17 protein-coding genes are annotated in these 18550 nt (G+C 70.7%); 14 read left to right on the forward strand and 3 right to left on the reverse strand.

From position 1 onward, the window contains the following. Positions 1-66 precede the first annotated feature (66 nt). The gene (locus ACGF3C_RS13335) at positions 67-924 is read right to left on the reverse strand and encodes an SPFH domain-containing protein (protein WP_393221705.1); all 858 of its coding nucleotides are present in this window, start codon (positions 922-924) and stop codon (positions 67-69) included. A gap of 223 nt (positions 925-1147) precedes the next feature. Between ACGF3C_RS13335 and ACGF3C_RS13340 the strand changes: the two genes are divergently transcribed. From ACGF3C_RS13340 to ACGF3C_RS13375, 8 genes are all read left to right on the forward strand, one after another. Next, a complete protein-coding gene (locus ACGF3C_RS13340) occupies positions 1148-1909 on the forward strand; it encodes an ABC transporter ATP-binding protein (RefSeq protein ID WP_355502683.1) in 762 nt (253 codons plus the stop codon). Further along, positions 1896-2588, forward strand: a complete 693-nt coding sequence (locus ACGF3C_RS13345) for an ABC transporter ATP-binding protein (protein ID WP_393221708.1) — start codon at positions 1896-1898, stop codon at positions 2586-2588. Before ACGF3C_RS13340 ends, ACGF3C_RS13345 begins: the two co-directional genes overlap by 14 nt. A 51-nt stretch (positions 2589-2639) precedes the next feature. Then, on the forward strand, positions 2640-3890 hold the full coding sequence (locus ACGF3C_RS13350; RefSeq protein ID WP_393221711.1) for an ABC transporter substrate-binding protein: 1251 nt from the start codon (positions 2640-2642) through the stop codon (positions 3888-3890). 114 nt (positions 3891-4004) lie between these two features. After that, the gene (locus ACGF3C_RS13355; RefSeq protein ID WP_112583340.1) at positions 4005-4886 is read left to right on the forward strand and encodes a branched-chain amino acid ABC transporter permease; all 882 of its coding nucleotides are present in this window, start codon (positions 4005-4007) and stop codon (positions 4884-4886) included. Continuing rightward, positions 4883-5896 (forward strand): branched-chain amino acid ABC transporter permease, encoded by a 1014-nt coding sequence (locus tag ACGF3C_RS13360; protein WP_112583339.1) that lies wholly within the window; start codon positions 4883-4885, stop codon positions 5894-5896. The genes ACGF3C_RS13355 and ACGF3C_RS13360 overlap by 4 nt, the downstream gene beginning before the upstream one ends. Before the next feature lie 78 nt (positions 5897-5974). Next, on the forward strand, positions 5975-6646 hold the full coding sequence (locus ACGF3C_RS13365; protein WP_357233017.1) for a transcriptional regulator: 672 nt from the start codon (positions 5975-5977) through the stop codon (positions 6644-6646). Positions 6647-6730: 84 nt separating this feature from the next. Continuing rightward, positions 6731-8299 (forward strand): MFS transporter, encoded by a 1569-nt coding sequence (locus tag ACGF3C_RS13370; RefSeq protein ID WP_357233021.1) that lies wholly within the window; start codon positions 6731-6733, stop codon positions 8297-8299. 11 nt (positions 8300-8310) lie between these two features. Continuing rightward, the gene (locus ACGF3C_RS13375) at positions 8311-8919 is read left to right on the forward strand and encodes a TetR/AcrR family transcriptional regulator (protein WP_357233019.1); all 609 of its coding nucleotides are present in this window, start codon (positions 8311-8313) and stop codon (positions 8917-8919) included. Positions 8920-8965: 46 nt separating this feature from the next. On the opposite strand, the gene ACGF3C_RS13380 is transcribed toward ACGF3C_RS13375, so the two are convergent. Next, positions 8966-10885 carry a helix-turn-helix domain-containing protein gene (locus ACGF3C_RS13380; RefSeq protein WP_393221716.1) on the reverse strand — a complete coding sequence of 640 codons (1920 nt, stop codon included), beginning with the start codon at positions 10883-10885 and terminating at the stop codon, positions 8966-8968. A 14-nt stretch (positions 10886-10899) separates the two neighbouring features. Further along, complete coding sequence (locus tag ACGF3C_RS13385) at positions 10900-11682, reverse strand: 3-hydroxybutyrate dehydrogenase (protein ID WP_355007310.1); 783 nt, start codon at positions 11680-11682, stop codon at positions 10900-10902. A 709-nt stretch (positions 11683-12391) separates the two neighbouring features. On the opposite strand from ACGF3C_RS13385, the gene ruvC reads away from it, so the two are divergent. From ruvC to secF, 6 genes are all read left to right on the forward strand, one after another. Next, complete coding sequence (gene ruvC, locus ACGF3C_RS13390; protein WP_112584546.1) at positions 12392-12919, forward strand: crossover junction endodeoxyribonuclease RuvC; 528 nt, start codon at positions 12392-12394, stop codon at positions 12917-12919. Continuing rightward, entirely contained in the window at positions 12916-13518 is a 603-nt protein-coding gene (gene ruvA / locus ACGF3C_RS13395) for a Holliday junction branch migration protein RuvA (protein WP_210784947.1), read from the forward strand. Before ruvC ends, ruvA begins: the two co-directional genes overlap by 4 nt. Positions 13519-13593: 75 nt before the next feature. After that, positions 13594-14661: a Holliday junction branch migration DNA helicase RuvB gene (gene ruvB, locus ACGF3C_RS13400; RefSeq protein WP_355007311.1), complete on the forward strand. Its 1068-nt coding sequence runs from the start codon at positions 13594-13596 to the stop codon at positions 14659-14661. 121 nt (positions 14662-14782) lie between these two features. Then, positions 14783-15139 (forward strand): preprotein translocase subunit YajC, encoded by a 357-nt coding sequence (yajC, locus tag ACGF3C_RS13405; RefSeq protein WP_355007312.1) that lies wholly within the window; start codon positions 14783-14785, stop codon positions 15137-15139. 280 nt (positions 15140-15419) lie between these two features. Beyond that, complete coding sequence (secD, locus tag ACGF3C_RS13410) at positions 15420-17339, forward strand: protein translocase subunit SecD (protein WP_393221722.1); 1920 nt, start codon at positions 15420-15422, stop codon at positions 17337-17339. Position 17340: 1 nt separating this feature from the next. After that, positions 17341-18540 carry a protein translocase subunit SecF gene (gene secF, locus ACGF3C_RS13415; RefSeq protein ID WP_393221725.1) on the forward strand — a complete coding sequence of 400 codons (1200 nt, stop codon included), beginning with the start codon at positions 17341-17343 and terminating at the stop codon, positions 18538-18540. The last annotated feature ends 10 nt before the right edge of the window (positions 18541-18550 follow it).

Below are 18550 nucleotides of genomic sequence, written 5' to 3' on the forward strand. Positions count from 1 at the left end.
CAGTTGCCGGTGGCGGCGATTCGCTCGACCTCTGGCCCACCCCGCCAGGGGTGGGCCAGCCTCGGCTTACTTGCCGGTGACGATGCCCGGGTTGATGCAGAGCCCGGGGTTCGCGCCGTTCTTCTCCGCGATCTCCAGACAACGGGTCACCTTGTCGACCTTCGCGTTGGTCTCGGTGATCTGCTTGGAGATCTCGGCGTTCTTGCGGTCCTGCTCCAGGTTGCGGGTCTGCGCCAGCTTGTCCTGGAACGCCTTGATGTTGCCCTCGGTCTTGTCGTCGTGGTTCACCCGCGTGATGGTCACCGAGAGGATGTCCACGTCGGTGGCGAGGCGCGCCTCCGCGCTGGTCTTGATGTTCGCGGCGAACGGCTTCAGGTCGACGTTGAGGTCGCCGGTCTGGGCGTCGATCTTCTCCAGCGGGTTGTACGCGGCGAAGGCGTCGTTGACCGCGCTGTCCAGCTGCACACCCACCCGCTGACCTCGGAAGCTGCCGAAGTCGCCCTTGTAGTCCATGAACTGCTTCGGCGCGTTCTCCGGCTTGACCTGCCATTCGACAAGCACCTCGACGCAGGCGTCGGCGAGGGTGCCGGTGCGCACGCGTACGCAGTTGTTGCCACCGATGTGGTCGTACTTCTGGCGGCCCGCGTCCCACTCGCCGACCTTCTGCCAGGGCGCCACCCACTTCAGACCCGAGCCGGTCACCTTCCCGGTGGGCTTGCCGAAGCTGGTGACGATGCCGACCGAGCGGATGGGCACGGAATGGGCGCTGGAGGCGACGCCGACCACCAGCGTGAGGGCGAGGAAGCCGAGCGCCGCGAGGGTGGCCATCCGCTTGAGCGGCCGTGCGGGAGCGACGAGGGCGACGACGGCGCTGATCGCCAGGGCGACGGCGAAGACGATCGCCATGGTGAAGCCGACGGGCATGGGGTGGGGACCTTCCGGTGGGCTGTGTGGATCATCAACCTAGGGGGTCAGGTCAAGTCGACGGCGCGGGGGAGTGGAGTTCAGGCACGTCAACTGCGGGTCGAATATGGATTCCATCGACATGGTTCGACTCGGGAGGCCCGCCGTAGGTTTCGTCCACGCGACGGGCCTGTGACCGCGGTCACCGAACCGACCGTCGCCGCGACGTGCGGAGGATGAGGCGATGGCCGGGCAAGCGCTCCTGTCGGCCCGTGGGCTGACCCGCGACTTCCGGGGCTTCCGGGCGGTCGACGACGTCGACCTCGACGTGGCGTCGGACAGCGTGCACGCGCTGGTCGGCCCGAACGGCGCGGGCAAGACCACCCTGTTCAACCTGCTCACCGGCTTTCTGCGCCCCAGCGGCGGCCGGATCGAGCTGGCCGGGCGGGACGTCACCGGGCTGCCCCCCGAGCAGGTGGCCCGGCTCGGCGTGGCCCGTTCGTTCCAGATCACCAGTCTTTTTCCCCAACTGTCCGCGCGCGAACACGTCGCGCTGGCGTTGCAGTCGTCCAGCGGGCTGGGCTGGCGGTTCTGGCGGTCGGCGAAGCTGATGGGCCGCTACACCGAACGGGCCGACGAACTGTTGGCCATGGTGGGACTGGCCGAGCTGGCGCACGCCCCCTCGGCGTCCCTGGCGTACGGCCGGAAACGCGCCCTGGAGCTGGCCATCGCCCTGGCGCTGGACCCGAAGGTGCTACTGCTCGACGAGCCGACCGCGGGCATGGGCCTGGAGGACGTCGACCGCACCGTCGAGCTGATCGGTCGGGTCCGGCAGGGCCGGACCGTGGTGATGGTCGAGCACAACATGAGCGTGGTCGGCCGTCTCGCCGACACCGTCACAGTGCTCCAGGCCGGCAAGGTCCTCGTCGAGGGCCCGTACGAGCAGGTCCGCGCCGACGAGCGCGTGATCACCGCCTACCTGGGAGCCGCCGATGCTGCGCATTGAGAACCTGTCCGCCTTCTACGGCGAGGCGCAGGTGCTGCGTGACGTCAGCCTTGAGGTCTCCGCCGGCGAGGTGGTCACCCTGGTCGGCCGCAACGGTGCCGGCAAGTCCACGGTGCTGCGCTGCGTGATGGGGCTGCACCCCGGTCAGCGCGGCACGGTGGAGCTGGACGGGCGGGACATCACCGGGTTGGCGGCGCACAAGCGGGCCCGCCTGGGGCTGGGCTGGGTGCCCGACGACCGGGGCAGCTACGCCACGTTGACCGTCACCGAGAACCTCACGCTGCCACCCACTGTCGGCCCCGACCCGTGGTCGCTGGATCGGGTGTACGAGGCGTTCCCGGCCCTGTACACCCGACGGGACTCGGCGGCCACCATGCTCTCCGGCGGCGAGCAGCAGATGCTCGCGCTGGCCCGGGTGCTGCGGATGGGCGCTCGGCTGCTGCTCTGCGACGAGCCCACCGAGGGGCTGTCGCCACTGCTGGTGCAGCAGGTCGGCGACCTGCTGCGCGAGGCCAAACGGCACGGGGTGACCGTGCTGCTGGTCGAGCAGAACCTGCACTTCGCCACCGGTGTCGCCGACCGGCACTACCTGCTGGCCGAGGGCCGGGTCGCCGAGGCGATGGACAACTCCGAGGTGCGTTCGCGCGAACGCGAACTGCTCGCGTACCTCGGGATCTGAATTTTCTCAACGACGACCCGCGCGACGCCGCGCGGAATGGATGGAGTGGGCATGCGCAGGACGATGGGTGTGGCCGCGGCGTCGGCCGTGGTGGTGCTGGCCGCCGGGTGCGGTGGCGGTGGCCCCCAGTCGAGTGGCGACCAGAAGCTGACCGGCGACAAGATCGTGCTGGGCGTGCTCAACGACCAGTCCGGGGCGTACTCGGAGTTGTCCGGAAAGAACTCGGTGGCGGCGGTGGAGATGGCCATCGCCGACTTCACCGCGAAGTACGGCGACAAGGCGGTGACCACTGACATCACCGTGGAGACCGCGGACCACCAGAACAAGCCGGACGTGGCCAACTCCAAGGCCCAGGAGATGTACGACCGCAAGGGCGTCGACCTGATCCTGGACGTGCCCACCTCGTCGGCCGCGCTGAAGGTCGCCGACGTGGCGAAGGAGAAGAAGAAGCTCTACTTCAACATCGGGGCGGCAACCACCGACCTGACCGGCAAGAGCTGCAACAAGTACACCTTCCACTACGCGTACGACACGTACATGCTGGCCAACGGCACCGGAAAGACCACCACCGAGCAGATCGGCAAGAACTGGTACATCCTCTACCCGAACTACGCCTTCGGTCAGGACATGGAGAAGAGCTTCTCCACCGCGATCACGGCGGCCGGCGGCACTGTCGTCGGCAAGGACGGGGCGCCGTTCCCGAACACCAGCGGTGACTTCTCCACCTTCCTGCTCAAGGCGCCGAACCTGAACCCGAAGCCGGACGTGCTGGGCACCATGCAGGCCGGCGCGGAGCTGGTCAACGTGGTGAAGCAGTACAACGAGTTCAAGCTGCGGGACAAGGGCGTCGGCCTGGCGGTGGGGCTGATGTTCCTCACCGACATCCACTCGCTGACCCCGGCCGCGCTGGCCGGCACCACGTACACCGACGCCTGGTACTGGAACTTCGACGCGAAGAACCGGGAGTTCGCCGACCGCTTCCAGCAGAAGGCCGGCACCCGGCCGACCTTCGCGCACGCCGCCAACTACTCCGCGGCCCTGCAGTACCTGGAGGCCGTGCAGGCCGCCGGCACCGACGACGCGGACGCCGTGGTCAAGGGCCTGGAGGGCAAGACGGTCGAGGACGTCTTCCTGCGCAACGGGAAGATCCGCGCCGAGGACCATCGGGTGGTGCACGACGCCTACCTGGCCCAGGTGAAGTCGCAGTCCGAGGTCGCCGAGCCGTGGGACTACGTGAAGGTGCTCAAGACGATCCCCGCCGCGGAGGCGTTCCGCGCGCCCTCGACGGACTGCAAGCTGTGAGTGCGAGGAGTGAGCCGGTTTTGCGAGCCCCGCAGTCACGAACGGAGTTGACGCTGTGAGTGCGAGGAGTGAGCCGGTTTTGCGAGCCCCGCAGTCACGAACGGATGTGACGCGGTGAGCGGATTCGCGCAGAACACGTTCAACGGGCTGGTGAGTGGGGCGTTCTACGCCCTGCTCGCCCTCGGGCTCGCTGTCATCTTCGGAATGCTGCGAGTCGTCAACTTCGCCCACGGCGCGTTCTACATGCTCGGCGCGTTCGGGGCGTACGTGCTGCTCAGCGAGGCGGGCGTGCCGTTCTGGGCCGCCCTGGTGATCATGCCGGTGGGGCTGGGTCTGCTCGGCATGGCGCTGGAACGCGCGGTGATCCACCGCCTCACCAAACTGGACCCGCTCTACAACTTCCTGCTCACCTTCGGTCTGACGCTGATCCTTCAGGACCTGGTGAAACTGCGCTACGGCGTGCAGTCCAGCCCGTACGAGACGCCGTCGCTGTTGAGCGGGTCGGTCGACTTCGGGCTGTTCGACTTCCCGACGTACCGGGTGTTCATCCTCGGCTTCGCGGTGCTGCTCTGCGTCGCGGTGTGGTGGGTGCTGACCCGGACCCGGATCGGCATGGTGGTCCGTGCGGCCACCGAGCGGCCGGACCTGACCCGTGCGTTCGGCATCGACGTCGGACGGTGGGTGACTCCGGTCTTCGGCTTCGGCATCGGGCTGGCCGGCCTCGCCGGTGTGCTGGCCGCGCCGATGCGCGCGGTCAACCCGCTGATGGGCGCAGACCTGATCATCGTGGTGTTCGCGGTGGTGGTGATCGGCGGGCTGGGGTCGATCTTCGGGTCGGTCGCCGCAGGCTTCGGCATCGGACTCGTGCAGGCGTGGGGTGAGGCGTACCTCTCCAATTTCCCGCTCGTCTCGCAGACGATCGTCTTCGTCGTGATGGCCGGCGTGCTGCTCTGGCGCCCGGCCGGCCTGTTCGGTCGGGAGGAGGCCCCCGCATGACCAACACCGTGGACACTCCTACCGACGCGTCCCGTTCGACGCCACCGTCCGGGCTGATCGCCGTGGCCCGGGCCCCCGGCTGGGTCCGGTACGCGCTGCTCGCCGTCGGCCTGGCCGTCGCGGCGTGGCTGCCCAACGGCCTCTACCCGGCGGTCGCTGTGGACATCCTCTGCTGGGCGCTCTTCGCCGTGGCGGTGGACCTGCTGCTCGGCTTCACCGGGCTGATGTCCTTCGGCCACGCCGCGTTCTGGGGCACCTCCGCGTACGTCACCGGGCTGGTGGCCATCCACGCCGGCCTGCCGTTTCCCCTCGCGGTGCTGGCCGGGGCCCTCGCCGCGGCCGTGCTGGCGGTGCCGATCGGGTACCTGGCGGTCAAGCGGACCGGCATCTACTTCGCCATGGTGACCCTGGCCTTCGCGCAGATGGTCTACTACGTCGCCAACGAGTGGCGCTCGGTGACGCAGGGCGAGAACGGCCTCCAGGGGGTGCCCCGCGAGCTGTTCGGCGTCGACCTCACCGACGACTACTTCTTCTACTACGCGATCCTGCCGATCGTGCTGCTCGGGCTCGCCGCCGCCTGGCGGATCGTGCACTCACCGTTCGGTCGGGTGCTGGTCGGCATCCGGGACAACCCGGCGCGGGCGCGGGCGCTGGGCTACCCGGTGCACCGGTACAAGCTCACCGCGTTCGTGCTCTCCGGGTTCATCGCCGGCCTCGGCGGCGGGTTGTTCGCGGTCGGCCACCGGTTCGTCTCGCTGGACGTGCTGCACTGGACCACCTCCGGCAAGGCGGTCATCGTGGTGGTGCTCGGCGGGATCGGCACCCTCTGGGGTGGGGTGCTCGGCGCCGCCCTCGTGGTCCGGCTGGAGGACTGGTTGTCGTTCTCCGGGTTCGAGGCGATCGGCCTGGTCACCGGCGGCATCTTCGTCCTGGTCGTGGTGCTGTTCCGGCGCGGCATCTGGGGCAGCGTCGCCGCGCTGGCCCACCGGCTGGCGGCCCGCCGCCGCTGAAATTCCGCGACGGCGCATCCACCAGGTGCCCGCCGAGCGAACCCCCGGGTAGAGAACGTCTACCCGGGGGTACGTCTGGTGCTGACCGATCCGATGCCGGCGGAGGCCGTGGAGATCGCGCACAAGCAGGTGTCGCTGGCGGCCGAGGACCTGGACGCCAACGCCGTCGCGACGCTGGTGCTGGAGTTGGCCGAGGCCTGGGGCGTGCCGGCGCTCTGGGAGCAGGTCTGTCGTCCGTTGCTGGCCCGGCTGTCGGGGCGTACCGCCGTCGAGGTCGTCGTCGAGCACGCCCTCTGCGAGGGTGTCCGGGTTGGGTTGGACGCGTACCGCCGGGAGCCGGGCCGGTCACTGCGCACCGGCGGGGTGCTGCTGGCCGGTGCCGAGAAGGAGGCGCACAGCCTGGGTCTGCTGGCGCTCGCCGCCGCGTTGCGCGAGCAGGGTCGCGGCTGTCTGAACCTTGGCCCCGCGCTGCCCTGGTCCGCGCTCACCAGTGCGGTGTACCGGGCCCGTCCGCGCACCGTCGTGCTCTGGTCGCAGACGCCGCTGACCGGCCGCGCGTACCGCCTGGTGCGCTTCGCCCGGGACTTTCCGCGCCTTCGGGTGTACGGCGCGGGGCCGGGTTGGATCGAGCCGCTCAGCGGTCCGGCCGTGCGTCTCGGCACGTTGACGGAGGCCGTCGACGCCTGCCTGTCGGTCGCGGCCGGGCGTGATGCCCACCACATACGATACGGATCGGTGCCGTATCGTTAATGCGCGTCGTAGGCTGATCCGCGTTACGAGTCTGACCCGTATCGTATTGCGTCTCGGGTGACAAGCGTGGGGGGAAAGCCAGGCATGGAGCTGCACAACAACACCGGACACCCGAGGCGGTGGGCGATCCTGGGGGTGCTGGTGATCAGCCTCCTCGTGGTCGTCCTCGACAACACGATCCTCAACGTCGCCCTGCGCACCCTGGCCGACCCGGTGCACGGTCTCGGCGCCAGCCAGGGCGAGCTGGAGTGGTCCATCAACTCCTACACGCTCGTCTTCGCCGGGCTGCTGTTCACCTTCGGGGTCCTCGGCGACCGCGCCGGCCGCAAGCGCTTCCTGATGATCGGTCTGGTGCTGTTCGGCCTGGCGTCGCTGCTCTCCGCGTACGCCCAGAGCCCCGGACAGCTCATCGCGGCCCGCGCCCTGATGGGGGTCGGCGGCGCGGCCATCATGCCGGTGACACTGTCGATCATCTCCAACGTCTTCGACCCGCGCGAGCGTGGTCGGGCCATCGGTGTCTGGGCCGGCGCGGTCGGTCTCGCCGTGGCGATCGGCCCGATCCTCGGCGGCGCGCTGCTGGAGCACTTCTGGTGGGGCTCGGTCTTCCTGATCAACGTGCCGGTGGTCGCCGCCGGCGTGGTCCTGGTGGCGCTGCTGGTCCCCGAGTCGCGTGACCCGCGGCCCGGCCGGATCGACGTACTCGGCGTGCTGCTCTCCGTGGTCGGCCTGGTCGCCCTCTCCTACGGCATCATCGACGGCGGCGAGCACGGCTTCGACCGCCCGGTGGCCTGGGGCTCGATCCTGGTGGGCATCGCGGTGCTGGCCTGGTTCGTGCAGCACGAGCGGCGCAGCGACCACCCGTCGCTGGACGTCCGACTGTTCAAGGTGCCCCGGTTCGCCGCGCCGGTCGCCATCGTCGGCCTGGTCTTCTTCGCCGCGATGGGCTCGATGTTCTTCGGCTCGTTCTACTTGCAACTCGTACGCGACTACAGCCCGTTGCAGACGGGCCTGCTCTTCCTTCCCTTCGCCGGCGCCCAGCTGGTCTTCGCGCCGCGCAGCGCCGCGATGGTCCGCCGCTACGGCGGTAAGGCCGTCGCCGCCGTCGGGTTGGCGTTGACGGTGGTGTCCCTCGCTGCCTTCGTCTTCATCGGCGCCTCCACCCCGATCTGGATCGTGCTGCTGGTCTTCCTCATCCAGGGCGCCGGGATGGCCAACATCATGCCGCCGGCCACCGAGTCGATCATGTCGGCGCTGCCCCGGGAGAAGGCCGGAGTGGGCTCCGCGGTCAGCAACACCATCCGCCAGGTGGCCGGCGCGCTCGGCGTTGCCGTCCTCGGCTCGGTGCTCTCAGCGGTCTACCGCAGCGACATCGGTGACGCCCTGACCGGTCTGCCCACCCAGGCCCAGGACGCGGCCAACGAGTCGATCTCCGGGGCGTACGCGGCGGCGGGCCAGCTCGGCCCGGCGGCGCCGGGGCTGATCTCGGCGGCCAACGACGCCTTCGTCACCGCCATGCACTGGGCGGCCGGGCTGTCCGCGGTGATCGCCGCACTCGGGATGATCGTGGTGCTGCGCTGGATGCCGGGCAAGGAGGACGCGAGCGTCGCCCCGGCGGCGCCGGTCGCCGAGCCCGAGTTGGCCGGCACGGCATAGGTCCGGGAAGAATGACGGAAATGACGTCCACTGCTGATGCTCCGCGGTCGCCCGGTCGACCGCGGAGCATCCGCGCCGACGAGGCCATCATCGAGGCCACCCTCGACCTGCTCGCCGAGGGCAGCACCATCGAGGCGCTCTCGATCGAGGCGATCGCCGCCCGCGCCGGAGTCGGCAAGGCCACCATCTACCGCCGCTGGGCCGGCAAGGACGCGTTGCTGCTGGACGCGTTGCGCCGCCTCAAGGGCGTCATGGCCCAGCCGGCGGGCCACTCCGTCCGCGACGACCTGGTGCTGCTGGTCGGCGCGATCGGCAAGAACGTCGACCCGCGAGCAGCCAAGATCATGCCCTGCCTGGCACCCGCGGTGAACCGCAGCGCCGACCAGTTCCAGCTCTACCAGAACATCATCTCGCCCCGACGGCAGCTGATGCGCGAGGTGCTGCGGCGCGGCATCGACGAGGGGGTGCTGCGCGCCGACATCGACGTCGAGGTGACGATGGCGCTGCTCACCGGGCCGATGCTGATCCAGCGGGTGCTCCAGTGGAACCCGGACCTGGACGAGCAGACCCTGCCCGAACGGGTCGTCGACGCCGTGCTGGAGGGCATCCGGGCCCGCTGACGCCGGGTGCTCGGTCGGCGGCGTTCCTGCCGCCGGCCGGCGTTGGTCAGCCGGCTGGTGTGCGCAGTCGGTGCAGGCGCAGCGCGAGCTGCACCTCCAGCGCCCGCTCGGGCCGCTGCCAGTCGACGCCGAGCAACTGCCCGACCCGCTCCAACCGCTGGGTCACCGTGTTGACGTGCACGTGCAGTTGCTCGGCGGCCCGGGCCAGGCTGCCGCCCACACCGAAGTACGCCTCCAGCGTCTTCACCAGAGCCGTGCCGCGTCGGGCGTCGTAGTCGAGCACCGGCCCGACGGTGGCGGTGAGAAACTCGGTCACGTCCTTCTCGCCCCGGTCCCCGACCGTGCCCAGCAACAACCCGACGAAGCCCAACTCCACGGTGCTCGCGCCCTGCCCGGCGCGGCCCAGCGCGCCCAGCGCCGTCAGGCACCGGTCCGCCTCCTGAAACGTCCCGGCCAGCGCCGACGGCGTGTTCGACGGGCCACTCGCCCCGGCGGTCACCGGTCGGCCGGTCACCCGGGACAGGTCCCGGGCCACCGCGCGGGCGCTGCCGCCCGCGTCCAACCCCGGCAGCATCAGCACCACCCGACCGTCGCGCGCCGCGGCCAGCCCGCCGCGCGCCGACGCGTACGTGGTGGCCCAGGAGAGCACCCGCTGCCGAGCCGAGCCGGTCGCGGCGATCGCGTCGTCGCCCACCGCCACCAGCACGTGCGGCGCGTCCAGGTCCACCCCGAGCCGACGGGCCCGACTGCGAAGCGCGTCGGTGTCGCGCAGCGGGCGGGCGATCAGGTCGTCCAGCAACTCGCCACGCACCCGCCCCTCCGCCTCCGCGACCGTCCGGCGGAACAGCAGCAGCAGCGCGGTCACCAACGCGGCCCGCTCCAGGATGCGCTGGTCGGCGTCGACCAACTCGTCGTCCGGGCGTAGCACCAGGGCGCCCAGGTTCTCCGCGCCCGCCACCACCGCCGCGTACCAGAGCGGACCCCGGCGCACGCTGCGCCCCTCGGTCCGGGACGCGGCCACCGCCTCGACGATGTCCGCGCGGTCCGGCTCCTCGATCTCACCCACCCGGGCCAGCAGGCGGCCCTCGGCGTCCAGCGCCAGCAGCGCGCCGCCCAGCACCTCGGTCACCGCGGCCGCCACGTCCTCCACGCCGCCGCCGCGCAGCACCAGCGCGGTCATCCGGTCGTGTGCCGCGGCGGCCCGCTCCACCGAGCTGCTGTGCGCCCGAATGGTGGTGTTCGCCGCCGACAACTCGGCCAACGCCGAACGGGTCTCGGTCAGCAGCCGGGCGGTGTCGATCGCCACCGCGGCGTGCGCGGCCAGCGACACCAGCAGCGCCACCTCCTCCCGAACGAACGGCCGGGCCGAACGGTTGGCCGCGTAGAGCACCCCGATGGAGGTCGAACCGAGCCGCAGCGGCACCCCCAGGATCGCCACCAGACCCTCCTCGCCCACCCCGGCGTCGATCTCGCCGGTGTGGTGGAAGCGCGCGTCCTCGCCGTAGTTGGCGGTGACGTACGGGGCACCGGACTGGGCCACCAGGCCACCGAGACCGGCACCCATCGGCAGACGCAGCCGCTGGAAACGGGCCGAGACCGACCCGTCGGTCACCCGCATGTAGGTGTCGCCACGTTCGTCGTCGTTTAGCGTCATGTACGCCACGTCCGCACTCAGCAGATGACGGGCCCGGTGCACGATCGCCCGCAACACGTCGTCCAGATCGCGCAGCCCCGCCAGGTCGCTGACCGTGTCGTACAGGCCGGACAGCTCGCTCTCCCGGCGGCGGCGACGCTCCAGCAGCGCGCGGACCCGCAACGCCACCGACTTGGCCTGCTCCAGCTCGGCCAGCCGGTCCGGCGGTAGCCCGGCGGCCCGCGCGGCCACCAGCGGTCCCTCGAACTCGACCGCCGCGGCCTCTCGGGCGAGCAGCTCCAGGAACTCCACCGGCGAAGACATGGTCGACATTGTGCTCAGCCCCACTAGTTGGCCGTCCAGCCCCCGTCGAGGGCGATCGACGCCCCGGTGATGAACGCCGCCGGCGGCGAGCAGAGGTACGCCAGCAGCTCGGCCACCTCCTCCGGCTCGATCAACCGTTTGATCGCGGCCCGGGCCAGCATGATCTTCTCGATCACCTCGGCCTCGTCGATGCCGTGACTGGCCGCCTGGTCGGCGATCTGGCTCTCCACCAGCGCGGTACGCACGTACGCCGGGTTGATGCAGTTGGCGGTGACGCCGTGCGCGGCGCCCTCCAACGCGACCACCTTCGACAGCCCCTCCAGGGCGTGCTTGGCCGATACGTAGGCCGCCTTGTACGGCGAGGCGCGCAACCCGTGCACCGAGGAGATGTTGACGATCCGCCCCCAGCCCCGCGCGTACATGTGCGGCAGCGCCCGGCGGATCAGCAGGAACGGCGCCTCCACCATCACCCGCTGGATGTACTCGAACCGCTCGACGGGAAAGTCCTGCAACGGTGCGACGTGCTGGAGCCCGGCGTTGTTCACCACGATGTCCACGTCCACGTCGAGCGAATCCACCGCGGCGGCGTCGGACAGGTCCACGCCCTCGGCCCGGCCACCGGCCTCGGCGGCCACCGCCTTGGCCGCCTCCAGGTTGCGGTCCACCACGAGCACCTTGGCGCCGGCCGCGCCCAGCCGCAGGGCGCACGCCCGCCCGATGCCGCCGCCACCCCCGGTGACCAGGGCGGTCCGACCGGAGAGGTCGAGCTGTACGACGTGGGGGACCACCACGGGTTCTGCCGTCATGGCGCAAGAAGTTACGAGCTGTGTGCTCCCCGGCACATGGGCCAGCGACACATACTCCGTACCAAAGCTGTGTGGCCCCACCCGTCCCCTACTACCCGATCCCACCCACCGCCCCCTTCCACCCGCTCCCGTGCCGCCCCGTCTCGCCGCCCCGCCCCGTCTCGCCTCGCCGTCCCGTCGCCCCGCCCGCCCGGCTCATCCCGTCTCGCCGCGCCTTGCGCCGCGCCGTCCCGTCTCGCCGCCGCCCCTGCTGGGCCTCGCGCCGCCCCTGCTGGGCCTCGCGCCGCCGGGCCTGGCCTCTGCCACACCCCGCCACGCCGTGCGCCGCAAGATCGCGCAACATCCTGGATGTAGTGGCATCCGGGCGCGTCGTGGCCACTAAATCCTGGATCGAGCGTGACCTTGACGGCGGTGCTCGCCCCGCAGGCCGCTCCCGGTCCTCGGAACGGTGTTTGTCGTCAAGATCCGCGCAATATCAGGGATGTTGCTGTCTCTCGCGCGCCGGAGGCAGCAACATCCGGCAAGTTGCGCAGATCTTGGGGCGAGGGCGAGGGCGAGGGCGAGGGCGAGGGCGAGGGCGAGGGCGTAGGGCGTCGGGGGCGTGGGGTGGGGTGTGGGGTGTGGGAGGGCGTGTCCCGTGGGGCTGGTGGGAAGGGCGCCGGTTAGGGTGTCGAACACACGTACTGCTGACGGCTGGGGAGGGGGCGGCGTGCGCGTGCTCGGTGTGGACCCGGGGTTGACCCGGTGCGGGGTGGGTGTGGTCGAGGGTGTGCCCGGCCGGCCCTGCACCCTGGTCGCCTACTACGTGGTCTACACCGACCCGGCCGACGACCTGGCGTTGCGCCTGTTGCACCTGGACCGGTCGCTGAACAAGCTGGTGGCCGAACATCAACCGGAGAGCGTCGCCGTCGAGCGCGTGTTCAGTCAGCACAACGTTCGTACCGTGATGGGCACCGCGCAGGCCAGTGGCATCGCCGTGCTGGCCGGGGCGCGGGCCGGGCTGCCGGTGCAGACGTACACCCCGAGCGAGGTGAAGGCCGCCGTGACCGGCTCCGGTCAGGCCGACAAGGCGCAGATGACCGCGATGGTGACCCGGCTGTTGCGGCTGGCCGAGCCGCCGAAGCCGGCGGACGCCGCCGACGCGCTGGCCCTGGCCATCTGCCACGTGTGGCGCGGCGGGACCCGCTCCAAGCTGGCCGCCGCGGCGGACAGGGCACGACGAGGAGGAGCACGATGATCGCCAGCGTGCGCGGCACGGTGACCGCGACGGGTCCGGACCAGGCGGTGATCGAGGTCGGCGGGGTCGGGCTCGCCGTGCACTGCGCCCCGGGGACCCTCGCGGAGCTGCGGGTCGGCCAGGTCGCCCGGCTCGCCACCAGTTTGATCGTGCGGGAAGACTCGCTGACTCTTTACGGCTTCGCCGACGACGACGCCAAGTCCCTGTTCGAGCTGCTCCAGACCGCGAGTGGCGTCGGCCCACGACTGGCCCAGGCGGTGCTGGCGGTGCACACCCCGGACGCGGTACGCAAGGCGATCGCCAACGCGGACACGGCCGCCCTGACCCGCGTACCTGGGATCGGCAAGAAGGGCGCGGAACGCCTGGTGCTGGAGCTACGGGACCGGATCGGCCCGGTGCCGATCGGCGCTGACGGGGCGGCCGGGGTGACCCGCGGCAGCTGGCCCGACCAGGTCCGGCAGGCGCTGGTGGGGCTGGGCTGGACGGCCGGGCAGGCCGATCAGGCGGTGGCCGCGGTGGCGGAGTCGATCGAGGGTGAGACCCCGCCGGTGCCGGTCCTGCTCAAGCAGGCCATCCGACTGCTGGGCCGCACCCGATGACCGCCCGGGCGGCACGATGAGCGCGAGGAGTGAGCCGGGTTTGCGAGCCCCGCAGTCGCGAATGAAGGCGGCACGATGAGTGAGACCGAGGGGCTCGTCTCGGCGTACGTCAGCGACGCCGATCGGGACGCGGAGGCCACGGTGCGGCCGAGGCGGCTGGCCGAGTTCATCGCCCAGGACCGGGTACGCGACCAGCTCGACCTGTTGTTGCAGGGCGCGATGCGGCGGGGGTCGCCGCCGGATCACATCCTGCTCTCCGGCCCACCCGGGCTGGGCAAGACGAGTCTGGCCAACATCGTCGCCGCCGAGCTGGGCGCGGGCATCAGGGTGACCAGCGGCCCGGCGATCGAGCGTTCCGGCGATCTGGCGGCGATCCTGACCAGCCTCGCCGAGGGCGACGTGCTCTTCATCGACGAGATCCATCGGATCGCGCGGCCGGCCGAGGAGTTGCTGTACAGCGCGATGGAGGACTTCCGGGTCGACGTGGTGGTGGGCAAGGGGCCCGGTGCGACGGCGATTCCGCTGGACGTCGAGCCGTTCACCCTGGTCGGCGCGACGACCCGTTCGGGTCTGTTGACCGGACCCATGCGGGACCGCTTCGGCTTCGTGGCGCATCTCGACTTCTACGCGCCGGCAGATCTGGAGACGCTGCTGCATCGTTCGGCGCGGATCCTGGGGGTGCCGATCACCCCGGAGGGCGCCACCGAGATCGCCGGTCGGTCCCGGGGCACGCCCCGGATCGCGAACCGGCTGCTGCGCCGGGTCCGCGACTATGCCGAGGTCCGGGCGGACGGGGTGGTCGATCTCGACACCGCGCGTGCGGCCCTGATCGTGTACGACGTGGACGCGCTCGGCCTGGACCGGCTGGACCGGGCGGTGTTGACCGCGTTGGTCGACTCGTTCCGGGGCGGCCCGGTCGGGTTGTCCACCCTCGCGGTGGCGGTGGGGGAGCAGCCGGACACGGTCGAGGAGGTCTGCGAGCCGTTTCTGGTGCGGGCTGGGCTGTTGGCCCGTACGCCCAGGGGTCGAGTGGCGACCGAGGCCGCTTGGCGGCATCTGGGGCGCACACCACCGAATGGTACATTTGGTGTGGATAGTCCACCTGTGCCCGACTTGTTCTCCTTGGACGTCGATCAGCCGTGATGTGAACGTGATCTGTGCCGCATTCGGCGTTCCCAGGTGCAGGGTTTAGACTTCGCCGCGGTCTGTACAGGACGTGAGAATCCGCCTCCGCTCCGGCACCCCGGTGCCGGGCAGGTGGCCAATGGGAAGGTCAGTAACCGTGCAATTGGCAGCAGCGGGTGGCGGGGCCGGCGGTTTCACGCCGATCCTGATGATCGCCCTGCTCTTCGGTGTCATGTACTTCATGATGATCCGGCCGCAGCAGAAGCGCCGCAAAGAGGCAGAGGCGATGCAGTCCAACCTCGGCCCCGGCGACGAGGTCGTGACCATCGGTGGGCTCTACGGCACTGTCACCGGCATCGAGGACGACACCGTCCTGATCGAGGTCGCCCCGGGCGTGCAGACCCGGTACGCCCGCCCGGCCATCGCGCGGGTGGTCACCCGCGCGGAGCTGCCGAGCGAGCCGGTCACCGAGGACGCGGACACCGTCAAGGAGTGACCCCTTCCCTCGGGGAGCGGCGATTGCGGCGTACGGCCGGTCGGCCGGCTTCCGGGGTCGTCGCGCCCGGACGGGGCAGCGGGCGAGACGTGAAAACTGGATAGTTGGGTCGACGCCGGGCGTCGGCACGTTCCCGTGACCGTCGGCGTTCCGCGCCGGGGGCGCCCGGTCCTCGTGTCGGCATTCCGTCGGCTCAAGGCAGACCCGTCGGGCGGGACCCCCGGCCCGACACCGCCGCCGCTGCGACAGCGGCGCGACCGTACAGGGAGACAGGACAGCCGTGGCACCACCTCAGGGACAGATGCGCCCCGGGCGGCAGCTCGCCGTGCTCGGGTTCATCTTCGTGGTCCTCTATCTTCTGGTGTTCTTCGCCGGCGCCAGCGGCAGCTGGAAGGACCGGCTCGAGCCCAAGCTCGGCCTGGACCTCATCGGCGGCACGCGGGTGACACTGGAGGCGACCAACAGCGTCGACGGCAAGCCCCCGACGGCGGAGAACCTCGAGGAGGCCCGCGAGATCATCGAGAGTCGGGTCAACGCGTTCGGCGTGGCCGAGGCCGAGGTGGTCACCGAGGGAAACCGCAACATCGTCATCTCCCTGCCCGGTGAGAACCGGAACCTCGACGACGTGGGCGAAGCCGCCGAGTTGCGCTTCCGCAAGGTGCTCAAGGCCGCGTCCGGCAGCGGGGTGGCCGAGGCGCCGCCCGCCGCCACGCCGACCCCGTCCGGCAGCGCCGCCCCGACCGGCAGCGCGACCCCGTCCGGTGCCGCGACCCCGTCCGGCAGCGCCTCGCCGAAGGTGACCTCGTCGCCCAGCGGCGGTCAGGGCGGAATGGCCCCGGCGTCGCCCAGCGCCACGCCGACCCCCTCCGCGTCCGCCACGGCCTCGCCGAGCGCCGCCGCGCCCAGCGCCAGCGCCAGTGCCGAGCCGGTGCCGGCCAGCGTCGAGGAGCAGCGCAAGGCCGTCGAGCAGAAGGTCGGCGCCGCCGCGTGGCAGGCCGCCAACGGGTTGCAGGCCCCGGCCGATCTGACCGCCGACCCGTCGCTGGCCGAGAAGCTCAAGCCGTTCGGCACGCTGTCTCCGCAGGAGGTCGCGGTGCTGCCGGCGCAGATGCAGTTCAACGTGCCGACGATCGGCTGCGCGCAGCTCGACCAGCGCCCCCCGGCGTCGATCTCCGACGCGAAGCAGCAGGTGGTCTCCTGCGAGGACGGCGCGTCGAAGTACCTGCTCGACCAGGCCAAGGTGCTGGGCACCGACGTGTCCGACGCCGACGCGGTGCTCGACCAGACCAACGCCTGGGTGGTCAGCCTGGACTTCACCGGCGACGGTCAGGGCAAGTGGACCTCGCTGACCCGTGAGGCGTTCAACAACGAGGGCCAGGCCTGCGACGCGACCGCCCTGGGCCAGGACGGCAAGTGCCGGGTGGCCGTCGTACTGGACAACAAGATCGTCTCTTCTCCGGAGATCCAGGGCGTGCTGACCGGCAACTCCCAGATCACCGGCACCTTCACCCAGAAGGACGCCAGCACCCTCGCCGGTCAGCTCCGCTACGGCGCGCTGCCGGTGACCTTCGAGCAGCAGGAAGCGCAGAACGTCACCGCCACGCTGGGTGCCAGCCACCTGCGCGCCGGTCTGCTCGCTGCCGGCATCGGCATGCTGCTGGTCATCATCTACGCGTTCTTCTACTACCGGCTGCTCGGCTCGGTGATCTTCCTGAGCCTCATCCTCTCCGCGCTGCTGGTCTTCGGCGCGCTGGTGGTGCTCGGCCGGCAGATCGGCTTCACGCTCACCCTCGCCGGCATCGCTGGAATGATCGTCTCGCTCGGTGTGGCGGCGGACTCGTTCGTCATCTACTTCGAACGACTGAAAGACGAGATCCGGGAGGGGCGCAGCCCGCGTAGCGCGGTTCCCCGCGCCTGGATCCGGGCCCGTCGGACGATCATCTCGGCCAACGCGATCACCCTGCTCTCCGCTGTGGTGCTCTACGTGGTCTCGGTCGGCACCGTCAAGGGCTTCGCGTTCGCGCTCGGCCTCGCCACCGTGCTGGACCTGGTCGTGGTCTTCCTCTTCCGACACCCGATCATGACGATGTTCGCCCGGACCCAGGCGTTCCTGTCCCCGCGGGTCAGCGGTCTGGGCCGAGCACTGCCGGCTCGCAACCAGCCGACTCAGCCCCGCAACCCGCGCGCCAAGGAGGCCTGAGATGGCTCAAAACGGTCTGGCGAGCCGCCTCTACAACGGCGAGGCCGGTCTCAACATCGTCGGTCGACGCAAGCTCTGGTTCGGCGTCGCCGGGCTCCTGGTCCTGATCGCGATCCTCAGCTTCTCGATCCGTGGGTTCAGCCTGGGCATCGAGTTCGCCGGCGGCAACTCGTTCCAGGTGCCGGCCAGCGTCGGCACCCTGGACGACGCCGAGCGGGAGGTCAACTCGGCCCTCGCCGCCGAGAACACCGGCGTCACGGTGGCCACCACGCAGAAGGTCGGCGGTCCGGGCGGCGACTCCTACGAGCTTCGTACGCCGCAGCTCACCGCCGAGCAGGCCACCGCGGTCAAGGCCCAGATCGCCGAGGACCTCGGCATCAACGCCGACCAGATCAGCGACAACCAGGTCAGTGAGGCCTGGGGCAGCCAGGTGACCGAGCGGGCCGTACTCGGTCTGGTCATCTTCATCGCGCTGGTGATGGTCTACCTGATCCTGCGCTTCGAGTGGCGGATGGCCGTGGCCGCGGTCGCCTCGCTGATCACGAACCTGATCCTCACCGCCGGCATCTACTCGCTGGTCGGCTTCGAGGTCACCCCGTCGACGATCATCGGCTTCCTCACCATCCTGGGCTTCGCGCTCTACGACGTGGTGGTGGTCTTCGACAAGGTCCAGGAGAACACCCGGGGCATCACCGCCAACAACAACCAGACGTACGCCGAGGCGTCCAACCTGGCCATCAACCAGAGCCTGATGCGGTCGTTGAACACCTCGGTGGTCGCCCTGCTGCCGGTCGGTGGTCTGCTCTTCATCGGTGCCGGCCTGCTCGGTGCCGGCACGCTGAAGGACCTGGGTCTGGTGCTGTTCGTCGGTATGGCGGTGGCGTTCCTGACCTCCATCCTGGTGGCCACCCCGCTGCTGGCGCTGTTGAAGAACTACGACCCGCGGATCCAGGCGCACAACAAGCGCGTCCTGACCCGGCGGGGCGCGATCAGCCGCGGCGAGGTCACCGGTAAGGGTGCTGCCGCGAGCCCGGTGGCCCAGGCGGACACGGCCGACGAGCCGGTCGACCAGGACTCCGCCGCGCTGGCCGGTGCCGCCCCCAAGGTGGGCGCTCGGCCGGCGGGCAAGCGGTCCACCGGTGCCCGGGGCGGTCGCCCGGGTGGTGGCGGCAACCGGCCGGGTGGCGCCAAGCGGCGCTGACCCGACAGGA

It is taken from the genome of Micromonospora sp. NPDC047762, from assembly GCF_043204655.1.
Lineage (GTDB): Bacteria > Actinomycetota > Actinomycetes > Mycobacteriales > Micromonosporaceae > Micromonospora.

Bases quoted from the DNA above. Each gene is read 5' to 3' on its own strand.
- ruvB (WP_355007311.1), top strand. From the start codon at position 13,594: ATGAGTGAGACCGAGGGGCTCGTCTCGGCGTACGTCAGCGACGCCGAT.
- ACGF3C_RS13360 (WP_112583339.1), top strand. From the start codon at position 4,883: ATGACCAACACCGTGGACACTCCTACCGACGCGTCCCGTTCGACGCCA.
- ACGF3C_RS13370 (WP_357233021.1), top strand. From the start codon at position 6,731: ATGGAGCTGCACAACAACACCGGACACCCGAGGCGGTGGGCGATCCTG.
- yajC (WP_355007312.1), top strand. From the start codon at position 14,783: ATGGGAAGGTCAGTAACCGTGCAATTGGCAGCAGCGGGTGGCGGGGCC.
- ruvA (WP_210784947.1), top strand. From the start codon at position 12,916: ATGATCGCCAGCGTGCGCGGCACGGTGACCGCGACGGGTCCGGACCAG.
- ACGF3C_RS13350 (WP_393221711.1), top strand. From the start codon at position 2,640: ATGCGCAGGACGATGGGTGTGGCCGCGGCGTCGGCCGTGGTGGTGCTG.
- ACGF3C_RS13375 (WP_357233019.1), top strand. From the start codon at position 8,311: ATGACGGAAATGACGTCCACTGCTGATGCTCCGCGGTCGCCCGGTCGA.
- ACGF3C_RS13340 (WP_355502683.1), top strand. From the start codon at position 1,148: ATGGCCGGGCAAGCGCTCCTGTCGGCCCGTGGGCTGACCCGCGACTTC.
- ACGF3C_RS13385 (WP_355007310.1), bottom strand. From the start codon at position 11,682: ATGACGGCAGAACCCGTGGTGGTCCCCCACGTCGTACAGCTCGACCTC.
- secF (WP_393221725.1), top strand. From the start codon at position 17,341: ATGGCTCAAAACGGTCTGGCGAGCCGCCTCTACAACGGCGAGGCCGGT.
- ACGF3C_RS13345 (WP_393221708.1), top strand. From the start codon at position 1,896: ATGCTGCGCATTGAGAACCTGTCCGCCTTCTACGGCGAGGCGCAGGTG.
- ACGF3C_RS13380 (WP_393221716.1), bottom strand. From the start codon at position 10,885: ATGTCGACCATGTCTTCGCCGGTGGAGTTCCTGGAGCTGCTCGCCCGA.
- ACGF3C_RS13335 (WP_393221705.1), bottom strand. From the start codon at position 924: ATGCCCGTCGGCTTCACCATGGCGATCGTCTTCGCCGTCGCCCTGGCG.